At 43.0% G+C, this 26286-nt stretch carries 23 protein-coding genes; 13 read left to right on the plus strand and 10 right to left on the minus strand.

Going from position 1 to position 26286, the window contains the following annotated elements; translation table 11 throughout:
* The first annotated feature begins 17 nt into the window (after positions 1-17).
* The 4 genes from ACTNC6_RS02850 (at position 18) to queA (ending at position 2644) form a co-directional block, all read left to right on the plus strand.
* Positions 18-248 carry a KH domain-containing protein gene (locus ACTNC6_RS02850; RefSeq protein ID WP_019161355.1) on the plus strand — a complete coding sequence of 77 codons (231 nt, stop codon included), beginning with the start codon at positions 18-20 and terminating at the stop codon, positions 246-248.
* A gap of 111 nt (positions 249-359) precedes the next feature.
* Positions 360-863: a ribosome maturation factor RimM gene (rimM, locus tag ACTNC6_RS02855; protein WP_173742994.1), complete on the plus strand. Its 504-nt coding sequence runs from the start codon at positions 360-362 to the stop codon at positions 861-863.
* On the plus strand, positions 864-1622 hold the full coding sequence (gene trmD, locus ACTNC6_RS02860) for a tRNA (guanosine(37)-N1)-methyltransferase TrmD (RefSeq protein ID WP_441035086.1): 759 nt from the start codon (positions 864-866) through the stop codon (positions 1620-1622).
* Positions 1619-2644, plus strand: a complete 1026-nt coding sequence (gene queA, locus ACTNC6_RS02865) for a tRNA preQ1(34) S-adenosylmethionine ribosyltransferase-isomerase QueA (protein WP_173742996.1) — start codon at positions 1619-1621, stop codon at positions 2642-2644. Before trmD ends, queA begins: the two co-directional genes overlap by 4 nt.
* Before the next feature lie 100 nt (positions 2645-2744).
* Here the strand turns inward: queA and ACTNC6_RS02870 are convergent, their stop codons facing one another.
* Positions 2745-2978 carry a hypothetical protein gene (locus tag ACTNC6_RS02870; RefSeq protein WP_173742997.1) on the minus strand — a complete coding sequence of 78 codons (234 nt, stop codon included), beginning with the start codon at positions 2976-2978 and terminating at the stop codon, positions 2745-2747.
* Positions 2979-3215: 237 nt separating this feature from the next.
* Between ACTNC6_RS02870 and ACTNC6_RS02875 the strand changes: the two genes are divergently transcribed.
* Positions 3216-4511: a CapA family protein gene (locus tag ACTNC6_RS02875; RefSeq protein ID WP_441043159.1), complete on the plus strand. Its 1296-nt coding sequence runs from the start codon at positions 3216-3218 to the stop codon at positions 4509-4511.
* Positions 4512-4627: 116 nt separating this feature from the next.
* Here ACTNC6_RS02875 and ACTNC6_RS02880 read toward each other — a convergent pair whose 3' ends face one another.
* Positions 4628-5617 carry a 2-hydroxyacid dehydrogenase gene (locus tag ACTNC6_RS02880; RefSeq protein WP_433844193.1) on the minus strand — a complete coding sequence of 330 codons (990 nt, stop codon included), beginning with the start codon at positions 5615-5617 and terminating at the stop codon, positions 4628-4630.
* A gap of 189 nt (positions 5618-5806) precedes the next feature.
* Here ACTNC6_RS02880 and ACTNC6_RS02885 point away from each other — a divergent pair, with 189 nt between their 5' ends.
* The gene (locus tag ACTNC6_RS02885) at positions 5807-6070 is read left to right on the plus strand and encodes a barstar family protein (RefSeq protein ID WP_019161362.1); all 264 of its coding nucleotides are present in this window, start codon (positions 5807-5809) and stop codon (positions 6068-6070) included.
* A gap of 90 nt (positions 6071-6160) precedes the next feature.
* Here ACTNC6_RS02885 and aroA read toward each other — a convergent pair whose 3' ends face one another.
* Both aroA and ACTNC6_RS02895 read right to left on the minus strand, forming a co-directional pair.
* Positions 6161-7438, minus strand: a complete 1278-nt coding sequence (gene aroA / locus ACTNC6_RS02890) for a 3-phosphoshikimate 1-carboxyvinyltransferase (protein WP_441043160.1) — start codon at positions 7436-7438, stop codon at positions 6161-6163.
* Positions 7439-7447: 9 nt separating this feature from the next.
* Positions 7448-8539 carry a prephenate dehydrogenase/arogenate dehydrogenase family protein gene (locus tag ACTNC6_RS02895; protein WP_441035093.1) on the minus strand — a complete coding sequence of 364 codons (1092 nt, stop codon included), beginning with the start codon at positions 8537-8539 and terminating at the stop codon, positions 7448-7450.
* Positions 8540-8965: 426 nt separating this feature from the next.
* Between ACTNC6_RS02895 and ACTNC6_RS02900 the strand changes: the two genes are divergently transcribed.
* From ACTNC6_RS02900 to eno, 4 genes are all read left to right on the plus strand, one after another.
* Positions 8966-11056 (plus strand): elongation factor G, encoded by a 2091-nt coding sequence (locus tag ACTNC6_RS02900; RefSeq protein WP_441043161.1) that lies wholly within the window; start codon positions 8966-8968, stop codon positions 11054-11056.
* Positions 11057-11217: 161 nt separating this feature from the next.
* Positions 11218-13872: a hypothetical protein gene (locus ACTNC6_RS02905; RefSeq protein ID WP_441043162.1), complete on the plus strand. Its 2655-nt coding sequence runs from the start codon at positions 11218-11220 to the stop codon at positions 13870-13872.
* 130 nt (positions 13873-14002) lie between these two features.
* Positions 14003-16405, plus strand: coding sequence for a leucine--tRNA ligase (gene leuS, locus ACTNC6_RS02910; RefSeq protein ID WP_173743004.1), 2403 nt, complete (start codon positions 14003-14005; stop codon positions 16403-16405).
* Positions 16406-17306: 901 nt separating this feature from the next.
* Entirely contained in the window at positions 17307-18611 is a 1305-nt protein-coding gene (gene eno, locus ACTNC6_RS02915; RefSeq protein ID WP_441043249.1) for a phosphopyruvate hydratase, read from the plus strand.
* Positions 18612-18794: 183 nt separating this feature from the next.
* Here the strand turns inward: eno and mscL are convergent, their stop codons facing one another.
* From mscL to ACTNC6_RS02945, 6 genes are all read right to left on the minus strand, one after another.
* Positions 18795-19211: a large conductance mechanosensitive channel protein MscL gene (mscL, locus tag ACTNC6_RS02920; RefSeq protein ID WP_441043163.1), complete on the minus strand. Its 417-nt coding sequence runs from the start codon at positions 19209-19211 to the stop codon at positions 18795-18797.
* Positions 19212-19369: 158 nt separating this feature from the next.
* Positions 19370-19777, minus strand: coding sequence for an EAL domain-containing protein (locus ACTNC6_RS02925; protein ID WP_441043164.1), 408 nt, complete (start codon positions 19775-19777; stop codon positions 19370-19372).
* On the minus strand, positions 19689-19892 hold the full coding sequence (locus ACTNC6_RS02930) for a FeoA family protein (protein WP_441043165.1): 204 nt from the start codon (positions 19890-19892) through the stop codon (positions 19689-19691). Before ACTNC6_RS02930 ends, ACTNC6_RS02925 begins: the two co-directional genes overlap by 89 nt.
* Before the next feature lie 197 nt (positions 19893-20089).
* On the minus strand, positions 20090-20965 hold the full coding sequence (locus ACTNC6_RS02935; protein ID WP_441043166.1) for a ComEC/Rec2 family competence protein: 876 nt from the start codon (positions 20963-20965) through the stop codon (positions 20090-20092).
* Positions 20966-21309: 344 nt separating this feature from the next.
* A complete protein-coding gene (locus ACTNC6_RS02940) occupies positions 21310-22002 on the minus strand; it encodes a hypothetical protein (protein WP_441036502.1) in 693 nt (230 codons plus the stop codon).
* Between the two features lie 128 nt (positions 22003-22130).
* Positions 22131-23549, minus strand: a complete 1419-nt coding sequence (locus ACTNC6_RS02945) for an alanine/glycine:cation symporter family protein (RefSeq protein ID WP_441043167.1) — start codon at positions 23547-23549, stop codon at positions 22131-22133.
* 88 nt (positions 23550-23637) lie between these two features.
* On the opposite strand from ACTNC6_RS02945, the gene ACTNC6_RS02950 reads away from it, so the two are divergent.
* The 3 genes from ACTNC6_RS02950 to ACTNC6_RS02960 all read left to right on the plus strand — a co-directional run bounded on the left by ACTNC6_RS02950 (position 23638) and on the right by ACTNC6_RS02960 (position 26286).
* Positions 23638-24495, plus strand: a complete 858-nt coding sequence (locus ACTNC6_RS02950; RefSeq protein WP_441043168.1) for a leucine-rich repeat protein — start codon at positions 23638-23640, stop codon at positions 24493-24495.
* A gap of 185 nt (positions 24496-24680) precedes the next feature.
* Complete coding sequence (locus ACTNC6_RS02955; RefSeq protein WP_441043169.1) at positions 24681-24899, plus strand: DUF3791 domain-containing protein; 219 nt, start codon at positions 24681-24683, stop codon at positions 24897-24899.
* 259 nt (positions 24900-25158) lie between these two features.
* Positions 25159-26286, plus strand: a complete 1128-nt coding sequence (locus tag ACTNC6_RS02960; protein ID WP_441043170.1) for a hypothetical protein — start codon at positions 25159-25161, stop codon at positions 26284-26286.

The following is a 26286-nucleotide window of genomic DNA, read 5'->3' on the forward strand; positions in this document are numbered from 1 at the left end:
GGTCAGGGAGGTATGTAATGAAAGAATTAGTGGAAGTAATTGCAAAATCTCTTGTTGAAAATCCGGATGAAGTAGTCGTTACTGAGACTGAAAAAGAAGATGCAGTTATTGTAGAACTGAAAGTTGGACCTGCCGATATGGGCAAGGTGATCGGACGCCAGGGAAGAATTGCCAAGGCAATCCGTACTGTAGTCAAAGCGGCCTCTTCAAAAAGCAGCAAAAAAGTGATTGTGGATATTCTGCAATGAAAATAAAAGGGAAAGGAGCTGTGGTTGCCATAGCTCCTTGTTTTTACCATAAATGTCAGGACAGATAGCTTTGTAGCCTGACAGCATTATATATAAAAGAGGAGTCAGCAGATGGAGGATTTATTAAAGGTAGGTGTGATCACCACCACACATGGTGTACGGGGAGAAGTTAAGGTTTATCCTACAACAGATCCGGAGCGTTTTCCGGAGCTGGATTATGTTCTCCTTGACACAGGCAGAGAAAAAAGAAAACTGGAAATTGAAAAAGTAAGATTTTTCAAGAATCTGGTGATCCTGAAATTTAAAGGCATTGATAATATCAACGATATTGAAATGTATAAACAGAGAGAGCTGTGGATTCCCAGAGAAGAGGGACAGGATCTGGAAGAGGATGAGTATTATATTGCAGACCTGATCGGTATGAAGGTAGTCCTGGAGGATGGCAGCAGCTTTGGAACCCTGACAGATGTTATGGAAACAGGGGCCAATGATGTATATGTGGTAGAGAACGGAGAAGGGGAAGAGATTCTTCTTCCGGCCATCAGGGAATGCATTCTGGATGTGGATGTGGAGAAAAATGTGATGACCATCCATCTGATGAAAGGATTAATCTAAATGAATTTTCATGTTTTAACGCTGTTTCCGGAAATGATTGAAAATGGTATGAATACCAGTATCACAGGCCGGGCCATTGCCAAAGGACTTCTTTCTCTGGAAGCCATTAACATCCGGGATTTTGCCTTTAACAAGCACCAGAAGGTAGACGATTATACTTATGGCGGCGGTGCAGGGATGCTGATGCAGGCAGAGCCGGTATATCTGGCCTATGAATCTATTGCCAGCCACACGGCAAAGAAGCCCAGGGTGGTATATGTGACCCCTCAGGGACAGGTGTTTAACCAGAATATGGCCCGGGAAATGGCAGCGGAGGAAGATCTTATCTTTCTCTGCGGACATTATGAGGGAATTGACGAACGTGTGCTGGAGGAAATTGTAACAGATTATGTGTCCATTGGAGATTATGTACTTACAGGCGGGGAACTGCCGGCTATGGTAATGATGGATTCCATATCCAGAATGGTACCGGGAGTACTAAATAACCAGGAGTCCGGAGAGACAGAATCCTTTGCCGGAAATCTTCTGGAATACCCTCAGTACAGCCGTCCGGAGGAGTGGCACGGAAAAAAGGTACCGGAGGTGCTAATGTCCGGACATCATGCAAATATAGAAAAATGGCGCAGAGAGCAGTCCATTCTCCGCACTGTCCAGAGACGGCCGGATCTGCTGAAAAAAGCAGACCTGACAAATAAAGAATGGAATTATGTACGCCAGTTAAGGAAACAGATGAAGGAAGAAGAGGAGCAGACAAAATGAGAACAGCAGATTTTTATTATGATCTTCCTCAGGAATTGATTGCCCAGGATCCTCTGGAGGATAGAAGTTCATCCAGACTGATGCATATTTCCCTGAAGGATGGAAGTATAGAGCACAGACATTTTACAGATATTCTGGATTATCTGAACAAGGGTGACTGTCTGGTTATCAATGATACCAAGGTAATTCCTGCCAGATTATACGGACATAAGGAGGAGACAGGGGCACTGATTGAGATCCTTCTCCTGAAGAGACGGGAAAATGATATCTGGGAGTGTCTGGTCAAGCCTGGTAAAAAGGCCCGCCCTGGAGCAAAGATCACTTTCGGAAACGGGATTTTGAAGGGCGAGATCCTGGATGTGGTAGATGAAGGTAACAGACTGATCCAGTTCCACTATGAGGGAATCTTTGAGGAGATCCTGGATCAGCTGGGCGAGATGCCTCTGCCTCCTTATATCACCCATAAACTGAAAGACAAGAACCGTTATCAGACCGTATATGCCAAACACGAAGGCTCTGCCGCAGCACCTACTGCAGGTCTGCATTTCACAGAGGAGCTTCTGGAAAAGGTAAAGGAAAAAGGGGTTAACATTGCCCACGTGACCCTTCATGTAGGTCTGGGAACCTTCCGTCCTGTAAAGGTAGATGATGTGGAAAAGCATCATATGCATTCAGAATTCTATATTGTGGAGGAGGATCAGGCAAAACTGATCAATGACACCAAGAAAGCCGGTGGCCGTGTGATTTCCGTGGGAACCACAAGCTGCAGAACTTTGGAATCCGCAACCGGTGAGGATGGAATTTTGAAAGCAGGCAGCGGATGGACAGAGATTTTTATTTATCCGGGATATCATTTCAAAATGATTGATGGACTGATCACTAATTTCCACCTTCCGGAATCTACTCTTCTTATGCTGGTATCCGCACTGGCAGGAAAAGAGACGATTATGCATGCCTATGAAGTGGCAGTGCAGGAAAAATACCGATTCTTTTCTTTTGGGGATGCCTGTATTTTGATCTGACAGAAATATCCAACATTTGTTGGGTGGAGAGATCATACAAAGAACAGAAAGAAACCAGGAGGAAAAACGCTTCCTGGTTATTTTTGAGCTCAAATAACTGTTAATTATCTGTGTTTTCTACGTCTTCGGCATCGTCCGGATCATCGATGGATTTCATATCGTCATCTGAAGTATCTGCATCCATGGCGTTCAGCTCGTCCTCTGTAAGGGGCTGCAGATCATCTTCGAAAATCTCCTTGTTTGTAATATCATCCTCTGCCTTCTTGCCACAGCCGGACAGACCGATTGTAGCCAGAAGCATTCCTGTGAGTAAAAAATATTTAAATTTCTTCATAAATTTCATCCTTTCCATTTGGGGGTTCATTATTTGCTTATGAAATTCTTTGACGTCTGTAATATTAATGTAACCTTTTGTCATAATATTATAACAAAAATGTGCCTTTATGAAAAGACTTATTTATTGACGATTGTGTGAATTCTTTATATACTTTTAATAGTTGCACCCATTTCAGGGTGGCTTCTGTTATACATAATTTCCGGAAAGCTTTCCGGACAGAAAGAGAGAAAGTATATGTCTATACAAAAGAAACCTATAAGGGGAAGATCAGCAGCTTCAAGAAAAAGAAAGCTTCTGAGAAAATCCAGATATTACCAGAAGTCCTGCCAGAAACTGTATCTGGCAGCAGGGGTTGGGATATTTGTTTTTGTCTTTATATTAATCCTGGCAGGAATCAAAGGATGTGGTAATTACCGTCATGCAAAAAAAGCAGCCTCAGATAATGTGATTTCCATGAAAGCAACCCAGGATTCAGCTTCTGACAGCGCAGATACAAAAGAAGCGGAGAATACAGTTACAATGTCTGCACCTGTGACTCTTACGCTGAGTGTGGTAGGCGACTGTACCCTGGGAACAGATGAGACCTTTGATTACAGCACCAGCTTAAATGCATACTACGAAAATAATGGAGCTGCCTATTTTCTGCAGAATGTAAAGAGCATTTTTGCAGCTGACGATCTGACCATTGCCAATTTTGAGGGCACTCTCACAGAATCAGATGCCAGGGAGGACAAAACCTTTGCCTTTAAAGGCCCGGCAGAGTTTACCTCAATTCTCACATCAGGTTCAGTGGAAGCAGTTACCACAGCCAATAACCACAGCCACGATTATGGTGATCAGGGCTATGAGGATACCATTGCAGCGCTGGATGCTGCAGGGATCGTAAATTTTGGCTATGATAAAACTGCTGTTATGGATGTAAAAGGTGTGAAAGTGGGACTGGTGGGAATATATGAACTGAAGGATCACCTGGAGAGAGAACAGCAGCTGAAAGATAATATTGCCAAGGTAAAGGCTGAGGGCGCCCAGCTGATCGTAGTGATCTTCCATTGGGGAAATGAGAAAGAAACCTGTCCTGACAGCAATCAGACAACTCTGGGCCGTCTGGCTATAGATGAGGGCGCAGATCTGGTATGCGGACATCATCCCCATGTTCTTCAGGGAATTGAGACCTACAAGGGGAAAAATATTGTGTACAGCCTGGGCAATTTCTGCTTCGGTGGAAACAGCGCCCCCAGTGATATGGACACCATGATCTACCAGCAGACCTTCACCATTGACCAGAATGGAGTAAAGACGGACAATGTGACCAATATCATTCCCTGCTCCATTTCCTCTGCAGCCTATGAGGGCTACAACAATTATCAGCCCACTCCGGAAGAGGGGGATGAGGCTGACAGGATCCTCTCAAAGATCAATGAGAGAACTGCTGAAATTTCTACTGCTGAGGGAACTACCTTTACAGCAGAAACCAGGAGTACAGATACTGTATCCGTTGATTCCTCTGAGGATGAAAATACAGCAGAATAAGAACAGAAATTCATAATAAAAAGCTCCGTAACAGATACAAGGAAGTATCTTTACGGAGCTTTTTTGTGGGATATTCAAAGAATGTTTATGACAGATCTTCCTGTCCGGTCTGGAACTTATGACAGTACTTCGTTTTTCAGTTCCTCGCCGTTCATGTAAGCTCTGGCATTTTCCATAGTAGTCTCTGCAATATTGGTCAGCGCCTCTCTGGTAAAGAAGCCCTGATGGGAAGTCATAACTACATTTGGGAAGGAGAGCAGTCTCTGGGTGATAGAGCTTGGCAGGATCATTTCGGACATATCCTCAAATACGAAATCTGTTTCCTCCTCGTATACGTCCAGACCTACCGCAAAGAATTTATGCTCGCGGATGCCTGCGATCAGGTCATCTGTGCGGATCAGACCACCTCTGGAGGTATTGACAAGGATCACACCATCCTTCATTTTTTCGATGGTCTCTGCATTGATCAGATGTCTGGTTTCCTTGGTAAGCGGGCAGTGAAGACTGATCAGGTCACTCTGAGCCAGCAGTTCGTCCAAAGATACATATTCCACGCAATCCAGGTTTGGATTTGGGAAAAGATCATAAGCGATAACCTTCATACCAAAGCCTCTGCAGATTCTTGCCATAGCCTGACCGATTTTTCCGGTACCGATGATGCCGGCGGTTTTGCCGTAGAAGTTTACACCCATCAGACCGCTTAATGCAAAATTATTCTCGCGGCATTTGATATATGCCTTGTGAGTGTGACGGTTGGCTGTGAGAGCCAGAGCCATGGCATGCTCAGCAACTGCCTCCGGAGAATATCCCGGGACACGGAGCACCTTTATACCATATTTATGGGCTGTTTCCAGATCTACGTTGTTGTAGCCTGCACAGCGCATAAGGATTAATTTAACACCCTGATTATGGAGTTCCTCAATGATTTCAGTACCCAGGTCTGCATTTACAAAAGCACAGATTGCTTCATAGCCCTTGGCAAGGGAAGCAGTTTCCTCATGGATATTTGCTTCTGTAAATTTGATTGTGATTCCCGGGAAAGAGGGAAGAAGTTTTTCGAAAAATTCTTCGTCGTAGTTTTTTGTGCCGTAAAACAAAATTTTCATAAAAATATTCGCTCCTCTCTGGAAAAATAGATAATGGTGTGATATACTCACCGTGAACATCAGGACAGTAATAAAAGTCTGCCCCTGACATGATAATTATATACTATTTCAGACAGTATGAAAAGAGGAAACAGGATAAAAATTATCAAGTATTAAAAAAGATACATCATACGTAATGTGGAGGTAATTATGCAGGAAGTATATGTGAATGGAAGCGAATTTGATAGTGCACAGGAGATTCTGGAATATCTGAGGGATGAGATTGGACTGGATGCAGAGAATATCAATACTCTTTATGATGCACTGACAGCCGTAAGTGATGATACAAAGATCACCATGGATATGTCCGGGGTAACAGATGATGAGCTGCTGGATGCTATGGAACGTATGTCTGAGGTCATGGGAGATGCGGCAGATGACAGTGATTATCTGGAGATCACCTGTATAGAATAAACAGGCACATAAAATAGATAAAAATACATAGACAAAGTCAAAAAGGATTGCCGGTCCATTGTGGATCAGCAATCCTTTTTTTGCAGCAGATCAGCATTCTCCAAGAGAATACAGATCCTTGTAAAATTCCGGATAAGAAATATTCACGCAGTCTCCCTTTACAATATCCATGGTTCCGTCACAGATAGTTCCTGCCACAGCAAAAGACATGGCAATTCTGTGATCCAGATAGGAATTGATCTTGGCACCCTGGAGCGGTTTGCCTCCGTGGATGATCATACCGTCCTCTGTTGGCTGGATATCTGCACCCATACGGCGGAGCCCTTCGGTGACGACTGCAATACGGTCAGACTCCTTTACCTTCAGCTCTGCAGCATCGCGGATCACAGTGGTACCCTCTGCAAAAGCAGCCATTACAGCAATCATAGGGATCTCATCGATGAGCGTGGGGATAATAGAGCCCTCCACTGTTGTACCGTGAAGCTGACTGGAGCGGATCAGCAGGTCTGCCACCGGCTCTCCCTCCTCATTAACATTCAGAAGGGTGATATCTGCACCCATGGCCCTGCACACCTTCAGGATTCCGTCTCTGGTAGGATTGATCCCTACATTCCGGAGAAGGATCTGACTGTCCGGGGTGAGAAGCCCTGCTGCAATAAAATAGGCAGCAGAGGAAATATCTCCAGGCACCTGGATTTCCCTGGCCTTTAACAAAGGTTCCGGCTCAATGGAGGCGGTAGTACCCTGTGAAGTAACTTTGGCCCCCAGATAATTCAACATGATCTCCGTGTGATTTCTGGAAAGTACGGGCTCTGTTACCCTGGTGATTCCATCTGCATACATACCTGCCAGAAGTACGCAGGACTTCACCTGGGCAGAAGCAACCGGTGACTGGTAGTGTACAGCCTGGAGAGACTTTCCTGTAATACGCAAAGGTGCACATCCATTTCCTTTTATACTGACAATATCTGCCCCCATAGACTGAAGGGGAGTCATGATCCTCTTCATAGGGCGGGACTGGATGGAGGCGTCACCGTTTAACTCACTGGTAAAAGACTGGCCTGCCAGAATGCCGGAGATCAGCCGGGTGGTGGTACCGCTGTTGCCTACATCCAGAATTTCTGAGGGCGCACTTAGACCGTGCAGACCCTTGCCGTGAACCAGAATCTCAGAAGCATTGCGCTCAATGTCTACGCCCATTTTGCGGAAACAGGAGATGGTGGAGAGACAGTCTGCACCCTCCAGAAAATGTGTGATCCTGGTAGTTCCCTGGGCAAGAGAGCCAAACATAACTGCCCGGTGGGAGATGGATTTGTCTCCCGGTACAGTCAGTTCCCCTCTCAGCCTTGTCTGTTTTTTGATTTCCATTTATGTTACCTACCGTTCGTATACAATATAGTTTCGCTTTTTCAGGAGAGCGGCTCCCTTTTCCATGGAGGATCCGTCATAGAATTCGATTTTTAAGACACCTTCCTCAAATTCCCGGTTATGGATAATGCCGATATTCTTGATACTGATCTTCTCCAGAGCCAGGATAGTGGCGATTGTGGCAATCCCTCCGGCCTCATCTGCAATATCCAGATAGAGCACATAGGCTTTCTTCAGGAGACCGCTGTCCACTACATCAATAGAATCTCTGTAATCCCTGGAGCTTGCAAACATCTGGTACAGGCTCTGGGAATCCTTGTTATCCACAAAGCAGCGGATCTGGATCAGAAGACGGATATAGTCATCCAGCACATTGGAAATATTCTTATTATTTTCCACGCAGATCTGCTCCCACATGATAGGGGAAGAGGAGGCAATACGGGTAATATCCCGGAAACCTCCGGCTGCGATGGTCTTCATATATTCCTGGTCACTGTCCAGCATGCTTACCAGATTTACAAGGGCAGAAGCAATGATATGAGGCAGGTGGCTTACACCTGCGGTGATAAAATCGTGTTCCTCACTGGTCAGTACCATGGGAATGGCACCCAGGGAAGAAATCAGCTCTGTAAAGTCTGTCAGACGGTCCAGAGGAATCTCTCCTCCCGGTGTGATGATATAATAAGCGTTTTCCAGAAGTCTGTCGCTGGAGGATTCAAAGCCGGTTTTTTCAGAGCCGGCCATGGGATGTCCGCCGATAAAGCAGGATTCCATACCCAGACGTTCTACCTCCTTATGGATGATGCCCTTTACACTGCCCACATCTGTGAGAATGGTATTGGGACCCAGGTGCTCCTTGAAATATTCCAGATACTGGACATTAAATTCCACAGGGGCACACAGGAAAATATAATCGCAGCCTGCAAAACGTTCATCATGTTCCTCGCATACAGCGTCGATCATATTGGAGCTTACTGCTGAGGCAAGTGTCTCCCGGTCCTGATCGTAAGCCAGGATCCTGTAATCGCTATGGTATTTTCGGATGGTTTTGACGATGGAACCGCCGATGAGACCAAGTCCGATAAAACCGATGGTTTTCATAAGTTTCTCTGTATCCTTTCAAATAGCAATTTATCAGTTGCGTACACAGGGTGTGCAGCAATTGTCATTCTGTATGACTTATACAGAAACAGTCTGCATATATTTTAAGATAGATAGGAAAAAAAGTCAATCAGCAGCAATACTTTTGCACATAAATAATTTAAAGCAATACAGTAAATAAAAGCCTCTCTGAATGGTGAAAAAACCAGATGATAAAAATGCCAGATAGTATTTTGGAACATAATAAAAAATATTGTTAAAATTACATAAAATGCTTGAAAATTACAAATAAATTTAGTAATATATAAACATATAGTTGCTGAGACAGAAATGAAAAAGATGAACAATCTGACTATTTCGGGGCTCAAACAGAGAAAAGCTCCCACAACAGCAGCGCATATCAGACAAACAGGGAGGTATTACAACATGGATGTATTTAGAACTGACCGAATCAGAAATGTAGTTCTTTTAGGGCATGGGGGTGCAGGCAAGACTACACTGGCTGAAGCAATGGCGTATCTGGCAGGAATGACCAGCAGGCTTGGCAGAGTTGAGGACGGCAATACTGTCAGCGATTTTGACAAAGAAGAGATAAAGAGACATTTTTCCATTTCCACAACATTGATCCCGGTACCATGGGATAAGGTGAAGGTCAATGTACTGGATACTCCCGGATACTTTGACTTTGTAGGAGAGGTAGAGGAAGCGGTAAGTGCGGCAGACGCAGCTGTGATCGTAGTCTCCGGCAAGACAGGCGTACAGGTGGGAACCCAGAAGGCATGGGAGTTATGTGAGAAATATAAACTTCCGCGTATGATCTTCGTTACAGATATGGACGTAGATGATGTCAGCTACCGTAAGGTAGTAGAGCAGCTGACAGAACTCTATGGAAAGAAGATCGCACCTATCCATTTCCCGATCCGTGAGGATGGTAAATTCGTAGGTTATGTTAATGTAGTAAAACAGGCAGGACGTAGATTCATTGATAAGGCAGGTAAGGAAGAATGCCCGATTCCTGAATATCTGAATGAATATCTGGAGAAATATCATGAGATTCTTATAGAATCTGTAGCTGAGACCAGCGAGGAATTTATGGATCGTTACTTTGAGGGAGATACCTTCTCTGTGACAGAGGTTTCCGCAGCACTGGCTACCAATGTACAGGAAGCTGCTATTGTACCTGTATGCATGGGATCACCTATTAATCTCCGCGGCGTATCCAATCTGCTGGATGATATCTGTGGATATTTCCCAAGTCCGGACAAGCGTTCCTGCAATGGTATTGCAGTGAAGACAAATGAGATCTTCGAGGCAAATTATGACTTTGCAAAAACAAAATCTGCATATGTATGGAAAACAATCGCAGATCCGTTCCTTGGAAAATATTCTCTGATCAAGGTATGCTCCGGTGTTATCAAATCAGATGATACCTTGTTAAATGTAGAGAAGGGCGAAGAAGAACGTCTGAACAAGCTGTATGTACTGGAAGGCTCCAAGCCTATTGAAGTACCTGAGCTTCATGCCGGTGATATCGGTGCCATTGCCAAATTAAACAGTGTACAGACCGGAGACAGCCTTGCAACCAAAGCTACACCGATCATGTATCCAAAGGCACAGATCTCCGTCCCATATACCTGCAAGAGATTTAAGGCAGTGAAGAAGGGAGACGAGGATAAGATTTCCCAGGCACTGGCTAAGATGATGAGTGAGGACAAGACTCTCCGTGTAGTAAATGACAGTGCAAACCGCCAGAGTCTGATCTATGGTATTGGCGATCAGCATCTGGATATTGCAATGAATAAACTGAAAGAGCGCTACAAAGTAGATGTAGAGCTGAGCAAACCGAAGGTTCCGTTCCGTGAGACCATCCGCAAGAATTCCGATGTGGAAGGCAAGCATAAGAAACAGTCCGGCGGACATGGACAGTATGGTCATGTAAAGATGCGCTTTGAGCCATCCGGTGATCTGGAGAATCCTTATGTATTTGAGCAGGTAGTTGTAGGCGGTGCAGTGCCGAAGAACTACTTCCCTGCAGTTGAGAAGGGTCTGCAGGAATGCGTATTAAAGGGACCTCTGGCTGCATATCCTGTAGTTGGTGTGAAGGCTACTCTTTATGACGGATCCTATCATCCGGTAGACTCCTCAGAGATGGCATTCAAGATGGCAACGATCCTGGCCTTCAAGAAGGGCTTTATGGATGCATCCCCTGTACTTCTGGAGCCAATCGTATCCATGAAGGTTACAGTTCCGGATAAATATACAGGTGATGTTATGGGTGACCTGAACAAACGCCGCGGCCGTGTACTGGGTATGAATCCTGATCATCAGGGTAATACTATTATTGAGGCAGATGTACCTCAGCTGGAGATCTACGGATACTCCACAGACCTGCGTTCCATGACAGGCGGAAGCGGAGAATTTTCCTATGAATTTGCACGCTATGAGCAGGCTCCTTCTGATATCCAGGCAAAGGAAATCGAGGCAAGAGCAAGCAAGGTTGACAAAGCAGACGAATAATAGAATTTATATACCTATGAATTAAGAAGAAAACAGACAGAACTATCTCAGATATAGAGGTAGTTCTGCCTTTTTTTGTAAAAATACCCTGTCCTGATTGACAATGGCGGGATAAACGATATACTGGACTCATATTAATCTCAGAAAGCAGGAAAATTAGTATGAAAAATAATAGAAAACTGGCTGCCCTGATACTGGCAGCTGCAATGACTGTCACCACACCCTACACAGCCTGGGGCGCAGATGTCTTTTCTGCAGGGGAATCCTTTGGGGATGGCACAGAGAGTATTCCCGGAATCCTGACTTCCATACTGGATTATGGACAGGTGGGAAAAGAATATAAGGTACAGCTGCAGGCGGATTCGGATGTGAGGTGGAGCCTGGCTTCCGACAGCCAGCTTCCCCCGGGCCTGACTTTGCTTCAGACAGGCCTGCTCTGCGGAGTTCCCCAAAAGGATGGTTATTTTCACTTTACAGTACAGGCAGATAACAACACAGGAAGAGCAGCCTGTGATCTGGACCTGACGATCATTGAGGCAGAACGGCCGGAAGAGAGATACAGACTGACCTCAGAGAATTCTCAGATTGACCTGGGAATCTATGCAGAGGGACAGCAGATTAATCGGGATTTTTCCCTTCAGAATACAGGCACAGAAGCACTCCATGTGGGTAAGCTTCCGGAGAGCCGATATTTTGATCTTTCCTATGCATATGGGGATGAGGATACGGAGATCCCCACAGGAGCCTATGTGACACTGGAGGCAGAACTGAAGAAAAACCTGACTGCAGGAAAATATGAGGAGAATCTTACCTTTACCACAAAGGAGGGCGCTTCCTGCCAGGTAACCCTGAAGGTGATCCTGGGAGCCTCCTCTGAGAAGGAATATGATCTGACAGTAGATCATCCGGAGATATGTTTTACAGAGGATGATTTCTATGATCCGGAATTCCGTGTGGAAAAATATGTTTCTGTGAGAAATTCCGGCAAAAAGGAAACCAGGATCAGCGTGGATGCTTCAGGTCTGGAGCATTTTACAGTTGACGGCCAGAGCGCAAGGAATTCAGAGGATTTTGAAGAACAGGATGTGCAGAGACTGTTGAAGCCAGGGGAAAGCCTCCAGTTCTATATATTGCCAGGGGAGGAATACGGAACCTTTGATGAAACCTTTGATTTCCTGGCAGATGACGGCAGCAGATATTCGGTACATGTTACCATGAACAGAGAGCTGAATCCTGTAGAGAAGAAAAATCTGGAAATTACAGAAAATGACACAGCTGCCTTTCCTGAACTACAGTGGGGCTACAAAACTTTGCCGGAGGCCAAAATCTATACTCTGAAAAATGTGTCAGACAAGGATCTGGATCTGACCTTCAACCGCAGCCAGGGATGCAGTGTAACCCTTTCCGGTAATACCCGTCTGGCTCCCGGAGAGAGCACAGAACTGCGGCTTTTGCCTCAAAAGGGACTGGCAGCGGGAGAGCATTCCTTCCAGGTCACAGTTACTGCCAGAACTGCAGCAGGAGAGAAGACAACAGAAAATCTTTACAGCTCTTTCCGGGTAGGTACCCGTACTTATCAGGGACTGACTGCTTCGGTGGAGCCTGTGACAGGAATTACCAACGGTGTGGCCAAAACAGCAGAGGCTCTTCACCTGCCTGCACAGACCGTAGTCTATGGAGCAGAGAAGAATGGTGAGAAAACAACCTTTCCGGCAGGAATCATCTGGGATGTGGACGGATGTGATTATGATCCCCAAAATAAAGAAGCTCAGAAGTTTACGGTAACCGGTCATCTGGATCTGGAAGACGGGGAAAATAACACGGAAATGGATACCACCCTGCAGATCCAGGTACAGGTAGATGCTTATCAGGCGCTGAACAGACCGGTCTTTGATCTTCATTGGGTTAAGGTGATCACCAACTATGTGCAGGTCAGCCTGAGGGATTTTTCCAATGAGGCAGAAGGATATGAACTTGTGACAGCTGCCACATCAGAGGATCTGGAAAAAGAGAATTATACAGCCCGGATGACAGTACCTGCAGCCCAAATGGCAGAGGGTACCGTAAATCTGAAATATCTGCCTGCAGGCAGCCATCTTCTGTACTGTAGGGCTTACAGAACTGTGGAAGGACAGCCGGAATACGGCCCATGGTCAGAAGGCACGGCCATTGAAGTAAAGGCAGTAACGCCTGAACCCCCTAAAATCGCAAAAACACAGGTGAAAAAATGTGATGTCAGACTAACACTGACAAATCCTCAGAAGGTGGATGGCTATGATGTGGTTGCAGCCAGAAGCGAAAAAGAAGGGGAACCGATAGATTATGTAAAGGTACAGACCAGATATTCCGGAGACAGCAGTCAGCTGGTCCTGAAGGGACTGCCTGCAGGCACCTGGTATATTGGTGTACACAGTTATACTTATCAGTCAGAATTTTCCACCACCAAGGTTCTGAGCAAATGGGCACCCTTACAGAAGGTTACCATAAAGACAGGGGCAGCAGCCCAGGCACCGACTGTAAAATCAGTAAAAACCTCCGGTCAGGGAAAAACAAGAAACACAACAGTAAGCTTTAAGCTGCCCAAGGGTGCCACAGGCACAGACTGGGTACTCTCTAAACAGGTATATAAAAATGACAAAGGAGCCTATACAGGAGTAGGCAGCTACAGCTACGTAGTAAAAAACCAGACAAAGAGCACCATCACCTTTGAAAAGGTACGCCCGGGAACCTATTACCTTACCGGCCACGCCTATACAAAGGGCTACGTCAAGAATTTCACCCGCTGGTCCCGGATCAGGAGAATTGTAATAAAATAGTAGGAATCGGGAAGGACTTACATTGACAAACGCTCTGTCATGAATTAAAATAAAATGAGTTTTTATAGGTAATGAATGGTTGCTGTGCTTCTATTGGGCAGTGATCATAGTATGTTGGAGGAAGTATAAAATGAAATACCTGTTTAAAAAGATCGAGCCCAAGTGGCAGGCAAAATGGGAAGAAGCCAAAGTCTTTGAAGCCAAGGACAACAGCGACAAACCTAAATTCTACGGTTTAGTAGAGTTTCCATATCCAAGTGGTGCAGGAATGCACGTAGGACATATTAAAGCATATTCCAGTCTGGAGGTTATTTCCAGAAAACGTCGTATGGAGGGATACAATGTACTTTTCCCCATCGGATTTGATGCATTCGGTCTTCCTACAGAGAACTACGCAGTAAAGACAGGCACACATCCACGTATCATCACAGATGAGAACATTAAGAGATTCTCCAACCAGTTAAAGAGAGTAGGATTCTCCTTTGACTGGAACCGCGTGATTGATACTACAGACGAGGATTATTACAAATGGACACAGTGGATCTTCCTGAAAATGTTCGAAAAAGGTCTGGTATTCCGTGACAGAACACTGGTAAACTACTGCCCACACTGTAAGGTAGTCCTTTCCAATGAGGACAGCCAGGGCGGCAAATGTGATATCTGCCACAGCGATGTAGTTCAGAAGTCCAAGGATGTATGGTATCTGAGAATTACCCAGTATGCAGATAAGCTTCTGGAAGGTCTGGATCACGTAGACTATCCGGAGAACGTAAAACAGCAGCAGGTTCACTGGATCGGCAAATCCAAAGGTGCTTTTGTCAACTTTGATGTAGACGGAATCGATGAGAAACTGGAAATCTACACAACCAGACCGGACACCCTGTTCGGTGTTACCTTCATGGTAATCGCACCGGAGCATCCGATCATTGATAAATATGCAGACAAAGTTGGAAACATGGATGAGATCACTGCATATCGTAATGAGTGTGCCAAGAAGACAGAGTTCGAGAGAACCCAGCTTGTAAAAGAAAAAACAGGAGTAAGGATCCAGGGACTTGAGGGTATCAACCCTGTAAACGGCAAGAAAATCCCAATCTACATTGCAGATTATGTAATGATGGGATATGGCACAGGCGCTATTATGGCAGTACCTGCCCATGACCAGCGTGACTATGATTTTGCCAAGAAATTCGGCATTGATATTATTGAAGTAATCAAAGGCGGAGACATCTCCAAAGAAGCCTACACAGGAGACGGCGAGATGGTAAACTCCGATTTCCTCAACGGATATACAAAGAAAAAAGACTCCATTGAGCGTATGCTGGAAGAACTGGAAAAGAAAGGCATCGGTAAAGCAGGTGTTCAGTACAAGATGAAAGACTGGGCATTCAACCGTCAGAGATACTGGGGTGAGCCGATTCCGCTGATCCATTGCCCGAACTGTGGTGTTGTAGCAGTTCCGGAAAAGGAACTGCCTCTGCGTCTGCCGGATGTTAAGGACTTTGAGCCAGGGGAAGACGGACAGTCTCCACTTGCAAAGATTGACTCTTTCGTAAACTGCACCTGTCCGAAATGCGGCGCTGCAGCAAAACGAGAAACAGACACCATGCCTCAGTGGGCAGGATCCTCCTGGTATTTCCTGAGATATACAGATCCCCACAATACAAATGCACTGGCAGATATGGACAAACTGAAATACTGGATGCCTGTAGACTGGTACAACGGTGGTATGGAGCATGTTACCAGACATATGATCTATTCCAGATTCTGGCATCATTTCCTGTATGATCTGGGTGTAGTGAACACACCGGAACCATATGCAAAACGTTCCATTCAGGGACTGATCCTGGGACCGGACGGTGACAAGATGAGTAAATCCAAGGGCAACGTAGTAGATCCGCTGGATATTGTAGAGGAATACGGTGCAGATACTCTCCGTACCTATGTACTGTTCATGGGTGATTACGGTGCAGCTACTCCGTGGAGCGAAAGCTCTGTAAAGGGATGCAAGAAATTCCTGGACCGTGTGGCAGGACTGACAGATATCCTCAGCGAAGAATCCGTATCCGATGAGCTTGAAATGAAGCTTCACCGCACCATCAAAAAGGTTTCCGGAGATATTGAGAACCTGAAATTCAACACAGCCATCGCCAGCCTTATGACCCTGATCAACGAGATCACAGCAGAGGGACACTTAAGTAAGGACGACCTGGCTATCTTCATCAAACTGCTCAGCCCATTTGCACCTCATATCTGTGAGGAAATCTGGGAGTTCATCGGTGGAGAAGGCCTGCTGGCAGTAGCACCATGGCCGGAATACGATGAAGGCAAAACTATTGCCAAGACCATTGAAATCGGTGTACAGGTCAACGGTAAGGTAAGAGGCACCATCGTAATCCCTAATGGCTGCGAAAAGGAAAAAGCCTTCGAGATTGCCAAAGCAGATGAAAGAATTGCCTCCTTCCTGGAAGGCAAGAACCTGATCAAAGAGATTTACGTGCCGAACAAGATCGTGAACTTTGTTGCGAAATAAGACAAAAACAGAATATCTGATGCTCTGGGAACCATATGATTCCCGGATATCTGAATCAAAAGGGAGCTGCCGTAAAAAGCAGCTCCCTTTTTGTCGAAAAAAATGTCATATAAAAAAAATTCGCAGAGTATGTTACTCTACGAAAGCTCTCTTTTCATTCAATCTTCATATATAGACAAATAATACCTCAATCTGACCTGATTTTCAAGTCCTACGAGGGAAATACTGTTATATTCTATCAAATTTTGGAGAAAATAGTATGATATAGGGCATGGAAGTGCCCCTTTTTTATACATATATTCACTTCTGCCAGACAGGAAAAGATGGGTAGAGGGGTGTATGGAATCTGGATTATCCTCTCTTTAAGCCGTCAGTATTCTGGTCAGATTCTCCGTCAAAAGCCTGGAAGCATTACGTTGTTAATAACATCCAGGGAAAAGCATATACATGAGACACCGATACAAGGAATAAAGCAGAATACCGTGTGAACTTCCAGTAATTTTTCCACCTAAAGAAAAAAGAACGAAATAAAATCATAAAAAATCCCGATTTTCTGCGGTTTTCCATTGCCCAGCTTGACTGTTCGTAATATTATGGTATATAAACCATAAATATACATGTGTTTTCTGAAATACTTTCTCAATATCTCCCCAATTACCCTCTTGCATTTCAACAAGAGTTAGAATACACTAACTATCAGAGTTAGGTATCATAAACTCTAGCGTGAATCAATCATTTGAACTCCATCCGAAGACCTGCTGAAACCTTCGGAACAATGGATCGCATCTGTGCTTGCTGAACTCACGGCTATGCTGAAGGCCGTACCTCAGATATGATCCCCCCCGGTACATCCCAGTTGCGGTGTACCAGGAGTCCAAATACAAAACCAGAAAGGGGATTTATCATGTACTTAGAAATTGAGAAAGTAATTGGAAGAGAAATTCTGGATTCCAGAGGAAACCCAACAGTGGAAGCAGAAGTATATCTGATGGACGGCACTGTTGCAAGAGGAACAGATCCAAGCGGTGCTTCCACAGGAGAATTCGAAGCTCTGGAACTGAGAGATGGAGATAAAGCTCGCTATCTTGGAAAAGGCGTACAGAAAGCAGTAGAGAACATCAACACAACAATCAACGAAGCAATCGAAGGTCTTGATGCAGGCGATATCTATGCAGTAGATGTAGCTATGATTGCAGCAGACGGAACAAAAGACAAATCCAAACTTGGAGCAAATGCAATCCTTGCAGTATCTATCGCATGCTGCAGAGCAGCGGCAGCTTCTCTTGAAATTCCGCTGTATCGTTTCCTTGGCGGAGTATCTGGAAACCGTCTCCCTGTACCAATGATGAACATCGTAAACGGCGGATGCCATGCATTATCATCCGGTCTGGATGTGCAGGAATTCATGATTATGCCAGTTGGGGCACCTTCCTTCAAGGAATGCTTAAGATGGTGTGCAGAAGTATTCCACGCACTTGCTTCTATTTTGAAAGAGCGCGGACTTGCCACATCAGTAGGTGACGAAGGTGGTTTCGCACCTGCACTGAAATCCGATGAAGAAGCAATCGAGACAATCCTCGAGGCAGTGAAGAAAGCCGGATATGAACCAGGCAAAGACTTCCGAATTGCCATGGATGCTGCTTCCTCCGAATGGAAGAGTGAAAAGGGAAAAGGATACTACAAACTTCCAAAAGCCGGCACAGAATATACATCTGAAGAACTCATCGAACACTGGGCTAAATTATGTGAGAAATATCCAATCATCTCCATCGAAGATGGTCTGGATGAAGAAGACTGGGAAGGATGGCAGAAACTTACAGACAGACTTGGTGACAAAGTACAGCTTGTCGGTGACGACCTGTTTGTTACAAATACAGAAAGTCTTGCAAAAGGTATCAGCCTTGGTGCAGGTAATGCGATCCTGATCAAATTAAACCAGATCGGTTCCGTATCCGAAACACTGGAAGCAATCAAGATGGCTCACAAAGCAGGCTACACCGCAATTTCTTCTCATCGTTCCGGCGAGACAGCAGATACAACAATTGCAGATTTTGCAGTAGCACTGAATACCTGCCAGATTAAGACCGGCGCCCCAAGCAGATCTGAACGTGTTGCAAAATACAATCAGCTTCTCCGCATCGAAGAAGAACTCGGTGCAAGCGCAGTATATCCGGGAATGAAAGCCTTCAATGTAAAACAGGACTAAACAAAACTATAGCAATCTTCGTAAATAACGCATACCATAAATAAAATAAACCTTTAAAATGCAAAATGCATTTCTCATCTTAATCGTTTAGTGAGAAATGCATAGCAGGAAGAAGAGAAGGAATAATAAAAATCTTCGCAGTATGGTACATTTTATATGTTATATGCTGCGAAGACTTTTTTGTTATGCTTGTTTGGTTTCTTCTTCCGGTAACTGGGAAGTGCAGTGTGGACAGCGTGTAGCTTTGATGTCGATTTCGCTCATGCAGAAAGGACATTTCTTAGTAGTCGGAGCGGCTGGTTCTTCTTTTTTGGCACCGAAGGATGTTACTTTGTTCACTGCCTTCAGCAGGCAGAACAGGATGAATGCCATAATGATGAAGTTAACTACTGAAGAAATGAAAGAGGATGCGAATCCGGATACATCCTGGAGTGAATATGTAGCTCCGCCAGTAAGTACGTTGAGAACCGGATTGATGAAGTTGTCGGTCAAAGAGGTTACGATTCCGGAAAAAGCACCTCCGATAATAACACCGATTGCCATGTCCATGACATTGCCGCGCAGGGCAAATGTTTTGAATTCTTCCATGAATTTTTTCATTGGAATTTCCCCCTGAAAGTATTTTTTTTGCTGTATCTTGCAGACAAGAGACAGATATCATGATTTTATGATAGCGCCGGAAGGTAAGAACGTCAATAGTTTTTACAAAATATAGAATGGAAAAGTATAATGTACTTGCAGCTGAGTGCCTGGTTTGATCAGAATGTTTTCTGCAACAATTGTTCAAATGATTCCTGACTCATAGGCTTATAGTAGTAATATCCCTGGAGCTCATCACAACCCTCTTCTACAAGGAAATCTACCATTTCTTTTGTTTCCACACCTTCGCAGACAATAAATTTCTTAGTCCTTTTTAACAGGTGAAAAATTTCCTGAAGGACAATCTTTCCGTTTTCAGACAGATCGTCCGAGAGAAAGAGTTTGTCTATTTTTACTTCATCAAAAAGAATATCTTTTAAAGTATTCAGAGAGGAATAGCCTGAACCAAAATCATCCATAGATATCCGTATGTTTTTATCATGAAAGAAACGGATCATGGCAATATCCTGAGTATATTCGCATGTAATAGCCATGGATTTCAGAAAGGAGTTCGACTTCACTTCCACATATAAATCCCAGGGATTCCAGATAATGGCGCTGCTTTTCCTGCCCGCAGACTTTGCTTATCCGGTATTTCTTATTAAAATCTGCTAAGTTTAATGGCATAATTGTTCCTTTCATTTCTTATTATACATCGCTGTTATACTTGACTAACATAGTATACCATAATTTATAACGAAAAGAAGTTTTTTTTGATTGTTGAGAAATTTTATCTCGACCATGAAATTTATGTGCGACAGCCTTTTATCTATTTAAACGCAGAAAACCCCACCCGATTGACGTCGGATGGGGTAGTTCAAGCTTTGGAAAGCAGTCTCTCAGTGTATGATCACACTCTTTCTGTGATCAAAAGAATATAATTTGCTGCCCAGACCTTTTAAAATATTTATATTTTCCTGGATAGCAGCATTGCTGTTTCGTAATGAAGCCTGTGCATCAATAAAGGTAACTTTTGGATGGATATATGTAAAGAAAGATTTCCGCCCTTTATTGTTTCCGTGATGGGGAGCCTGCAGGTAAGTTGCTTTTAATTCTGATCCGTATTCTTTTATTAACCTTTTTCCGATTGGGGAAATTATATCTCCAGTAAAAAGCATACTTGTCTTTTTGCCATATATCTTGAATACCAGGGAGGAGCCATTGCAAATGTCTTTTGTGGTATCATTGATATCATTACTGTAGCTGTTGAAAAATTTCATGTTAAGTCCATATAATTTCATGGTTTTTCCTGGCTTGATCCATTTGAGTTTGGGATAGTTAGATACCAAGCTCATGAATTTAGTGAAAACGGGATATTCATCCCAATAGTATTTGTATGTATTATATCGTTCTGCATTGATCTTTGGGGCCAGAACATATTCGATTTTGATCCCTTGTGGGTTTGATTTTATTTTGTTAAATGCTCCAACATGATCCGGATGAGGATGGGTGATGATCCATCCGTCAACTTTGTTGCCATTTTTTTTGATTACGTTTCTGACGCGTCCTTCATTTGCTGCCCAGCCTCCGTCTACGATAAATAATCTGCCGTTGCTGCCTTTAATGGTATAAAACATAGATTGGGCAGAATCATTGTCGCTACCATACTGTGTAACGGTCCAGGAAATATCTTTTGCCTGGCAGTCTATAGGTTTTCCGTTGAGTAGAATCATTACTAAAAGAAATAATGTTGTGATAAAAGAAATTCTTTTCATAAGCGGGCCTGTACTTTCTTAAAATATATATTTTTAAAATGAAAAATAGGACTTTTTGAAAGATATTTTGTAATTTTATTATATCATACTTTTCAGTAAACAGTCAGAAGTTTTTGCTGATTGAGAATACCCTCCGCGGAGGATGTTTTGCTATACTTTTGTAAATGATTTTGTATTATATCCGTGGAAGATGTTTTCTCTGCACCATGACATTGAGGTACGGCTATATGCCGGACTGCAAACATGGAAAGGATCATTCCAAATGCCAATAAAAAAGGACTCCTGAAACAAGAGTCCCTTTGTGCATAAATAAAGTGACCGTATCTTACTGCAGCAGTGGGATGCTACTTCTTATACCAGAATTTCTTACATTGCACTTTCGTTTTTCCATCTGGGGCATCCGCCATCCTTCCGATTTTGAATCTGTAATTTTTGGTCTTTCCGGCTGGAATGTTTACATTGTAGGTTTGGGTGGGCGTTGCAGTTTCATCCAGCGGTATCTCAAAATACATTGTTACCTTTGTAATGGTATAACTTGAAGTGTTTTGCATACGGGCAGTTATATACAGCTCTCCGGTGTTGGGATTATAATCATATCCCTTGTAGCTGACCTTGAGCTGGCTTAGCTTAGGGGTAGCAGACCGGTACCAGAACGACAAGCACTTTACCTTAGGTGATTTATACGGTTGCTGAGCCATTTTTCCAACATAAACAGTCTTGTTTACTGTTTTTCCGGGATTGATTGTCACACTGAAGGTCTGGGTTATGGTTCCATCCTCCATGATTGGGATTTCATATTCCATCCTCACTTTTGTAATTGTGTAACTGGAAGTATTTTTCAGTTTCAGCTTCAGATATAACTTTGCGGTATCATTGTCATATTGGAATCCGCTGCAGCTTACTTTAAGCTGCTTGGCAGTTGGCTTGGAAGCAGCCAGTGTCAGCCTTGGAAAAAATGAAAGTACGGCAAATGCTGTCAGAAAGAAAAATACCAGATAGCTTCTGCGTTTTTTTATAAAGCGTTCCTTCATACTCATAAAATCTCCTCCTTACACGATAGGCTATAATAGTTTCAGGCAAATATTATGACTTTTGGTACACGTAATGCTTTGCCCAAGTTTATTCTATAGTTACCATATAATAGGAGAGAGAAAATTTCTATTAACTATTGGTTAGTTTTTTCATTCCAGTAATCTGTTTTTTGCTTCAGGTCAATATTCTTACTGAAAAATACAGGATTCTTTTTCTGCTGAATCTGTATTTCATAATCTTTTAATGCTTTTACTACAGTATTGGACAGTACCAGGATCACCGGAATGTTGATCAACGCCATTACCCCCATCAATACATCGGAGATATGCCACAGTAATGTCATTTCCATACCTGCACCCCAAAATACTGCCAGTGCTGATACAATGCGAAATCCTGTCATGAATTTTCTGCCCGGTTGTTTTTTATGAATATACGTCAGCAGATTGTCACAGTAGAAACAATTTCCCAATAATGTGGTGAAAGCAAATAATACCATGGCGATCATGATAAAATATGGGCCAAAAGAACCAAGTGTCTTGTGAAGTGCTGCCTGCACCCATGGTGCACCCTGAAGTTCTTTCGCAGGTATCACACCAGATACCAGACACATCATGGCAGTTGCAGTACACAATAATAATGTGTCAATAAACACAGACAGCATCTGTACAAGTCCCTGCTTGACAGGATGGCTGACTACTGCAGACGCTGCCGCATTTGGTGCAGAACCAATACCTGCTTCATTGGAATACAGACCTCTTCGGATTCCCTGCATCATGGCTGATCCGGCAAAACCGGCAAAAATGGCTTTAAAGTCAAATGCTTCTTTGAAAATCTGTGCCATGACTGACGGAAGCTGTCCGATGTTCAATACTACGATTAACAGGGATACCAGAATATATGCAATTCCCATAAATGGCACCAGGGTAGAGGTTACTTTCACAATTCTGTTACCGCCACCCAGCAGACACCATCCCATTACCAGTGCCAGAATTCCGCCAATGATCCAAGGCGTGATATCTGCATTGTAAAATGGCTGGCCGGCAAAGGTAGACTGAAGATTGTAAGAAGCCAGCATATTAAATCCAAATGCATAAGTCAGGATCATGGCTACACAGAAAACCACTGCCAATCCTCTGCTGTGCAGTGCTGCTTCTATATAATAAGCCGGACCACCATAACACTTGCCATCTTCCCCTTTTTTCTTATATATCTGTGCCAGTGTGCTTTCTGCCAAAGCTGATGCACTGCCAAGAATGGCAATGATCCACATCCAGAATACGGAGCCTACACCACCGATGCAGATAGCGGAAGATACTCCCACAATGTTGCCCGTTCCTACACGAGATGCTGTAGAGACCATCAGTGCCTGAAAGGATGACACACTTTCTTTTCCCTCTGGCTTCTCCATTACAGCATTACAGGCTTTCCGGAATAAACGTACCTGCGGAAATCTGGTCCGAATAGCAAAATAGATGCCGGAACCAATTAATATCACAATCAGCAATTTGCTGTAAAGAAATGTGTTGATTGCGTCAATGATCGTTTGGAACATAAATTATCCTCTCAATAGAATTTTTATCATAAGTTACCGTTCTCTGTACATGACAGATACATCGGGCAAAAAAGCCTGAATTATTATTATGATACAATATTTTTGCTTCTTTGAAAAGGGAATCTTTCATTGGAGGCACAGATTTCCAATTGCAAGAATTATAGGAAGAGAAGCGTTCATGGGATGTATCAATTTGAAAAATATTACGTTATCTTACAGGCTTTCAGATATTCAGGAAAGAGCGTTTATAAATTGTGCTGCTACTTCAATTAAATTACAGTATTTATACGGAAGCATTTCCATAGGAAAAAACGCGTTTGGATATAAATATGAAGACAATGGAACTATAAACAAAATTAATGGATTTAAAATCTATGGAAATGTTGGTACAAATGTCGAAAAATATGCAAAAGGAAATGGTTTTGATTTTATAAACTGTAAACCGGCAGCAGGACGTTTTTCTTTAAGTTTGAAGTCCAAAACGATGAATTATACTGGTAAAATGGTTAAACCAGGAATTACGGTAACTTATAAAGGGAAAAAAGTATCCAGTAAAAATTATACGGTAAAGTATTTCAATAATAAAGAAGTTGGAACAGCTACGGTTCTGGTTACCGGAAAGGGAAGCTATAAGAACTGTTCTGGTTTCACAACTTTCGAAATCCTTCCAAGTCCTGTGCAGAATTGGAAATGTGTAAGTAATAAAAAGGGAACGATTCAAGTTACATGGAAGTATAATAAAAATGCAGATTTATACAGGATTGAATTCAGTACAAAGGCTGACTTTTCAGATATGATATCGGAAATGATATATGATCCAAATAAAACTACTTGCACAAAAGAAAATTTGAAGTCAGGAAAGAAATATTATGTCAGAATATGTGTAAGTGATGTAAACGGAAAAACGTCTAATTGGAGTAAAGTAGCAACAGTAGTTGTGAAGTGATTTTTACTAAATGCATTGTAGGAAAACATGCATATGGAAAGTATCTGTGTATTCCTAACTGGGGGAACGGCGGTGTTGCAATATTGGATGCCTACTTTTTGATAATAATAAAAAAATATAGTGTATGAAAATAAAATAATTGTTATAATCTAAGTAAGAATATAACAGAAAGGTTGGTAGTGATTATGTGTGAGAAAAAAGAATTGAGTTTTTCAATTTTCATGATATATAGTCTTGCAGATAAATGGAAAATGTCCCCAGCCAAAGTGTATAAAATATTAAACTCAACTGGGATTTTGGATAATTATATTATTAAATGCTACGATGTTCTTCATACACAGGGAAAGGAATATTTGGTAGAGGATATTACTGATTATGTGAGGGAAAAAGAGGTTAATGTATGATTGTATATCATGGATCAAACAATGGTAGATAAGAAACAATTGGCAGAAGATTTGATTGAGAATGAACCGAAGCTTTTTGGATAAACCTAAACCGGTCAGAAGAATGGAAAAGAAAAAGATCTCAATGCCAGTGATGGCAGAGAGATCTTTTTTGTGTGGAATAAAATGTCTGGAAATGTTTTTTCTACTTGACATTCTGAGCAGTTCATCATACTCTTTTGTAGATGCGTTATTGTGAATGGAGCAGTAACTAAGATTTATGAACATAAAATGTAGAGGAAAGGGAAAAGCACAGATGAAAAACTGGGATAATGTAGTTTTGGTGCCGGAGTTCGATGAGCAGGGTGTTGCATGCTATCGTCTCGAAAGTGGAGATTATGAAAATGAGTATTATGTTATTTCTGAGGCAGAATCAAGAAAACTTTTGAATACACCGGAAATAGTAGGATATGAGGTTTATAACTGTCTTGTTTCTTCCACTTCTCAGATGCTTTATTATCTGAAGGAGCAGAAGAAGGTTACAACAGCAAATATTCTTTCTATCCTGAGAGGTGCGCTGAATTATCCTCTCGAAGAGGCTTGTTATAGAGAACATATCCGTGTTCATGATATCAGCTTTCTTTCAAGTGAGCGTGTCTTTGAAGAAGAGGAGATCGCAGGCCTTGAAATCAAATACAGTAAGCTTACCATGGTACCGGACAGTACACTGATGATCGGTGACATCATTGCAAGCGGAGAGACACTGATTCACTGTCTTCGTTATGTAACTGATTTCTACAGAGATCACGGCGCAAGACTTCGCAATATTATTATCTTTACTATCGGAGGAACAAAAGGAATTGATATTCTTGAGAAGCTTACTGCAGAAATCCGCCAGTTCTGGCCGGAGTTTGAAGGCTTTATCACCGTTTATTATGAAGGAATCTTCAGTACATATCAGGATAAGGGTGTTTCCGGAATTAACCTTCCGGACGTGGATTTCTACTGGAAAGGTGGTATTGTTGCGCCTGAGTTCAGAAGAGAGACGCTTTCCATGTGCAGCCCTCTTTTTGAAAAATGTATTATTTATGATGGTGGTGCGAGACGTTACGAGATTCATGAGCATGTAGAAGAAGTTCTGGAATTCTGGAAAGGAATCAGTGAAAGAGCGGATAAGATCGATTTTAAGGAACTTCTGGATGAAAAACTGGGTTATCCGACTCCGATCAGCTATGAAGACTGGGTTAAGGCAAACCACTATCAGGATATCCGCCCGGCAGATGCAAAATGGCTGTATCGTCAGGAACTTGGATATATTGAAAGTATGAAAGATATTACATTAAAAGAGCTTGCAGAGCAGCGTATCGGAGAATTTACGGACGCACTGCGAAAATATATTTTAGATTAA

It is taken from the genome of Blautia sp. HCP3S3_C4, assembly GCF_052064095.1.
GTDB lineage: Bacteria > Bacillota > Clostridia > Lachnospirales > Lachnospiraceae > Blautia_A.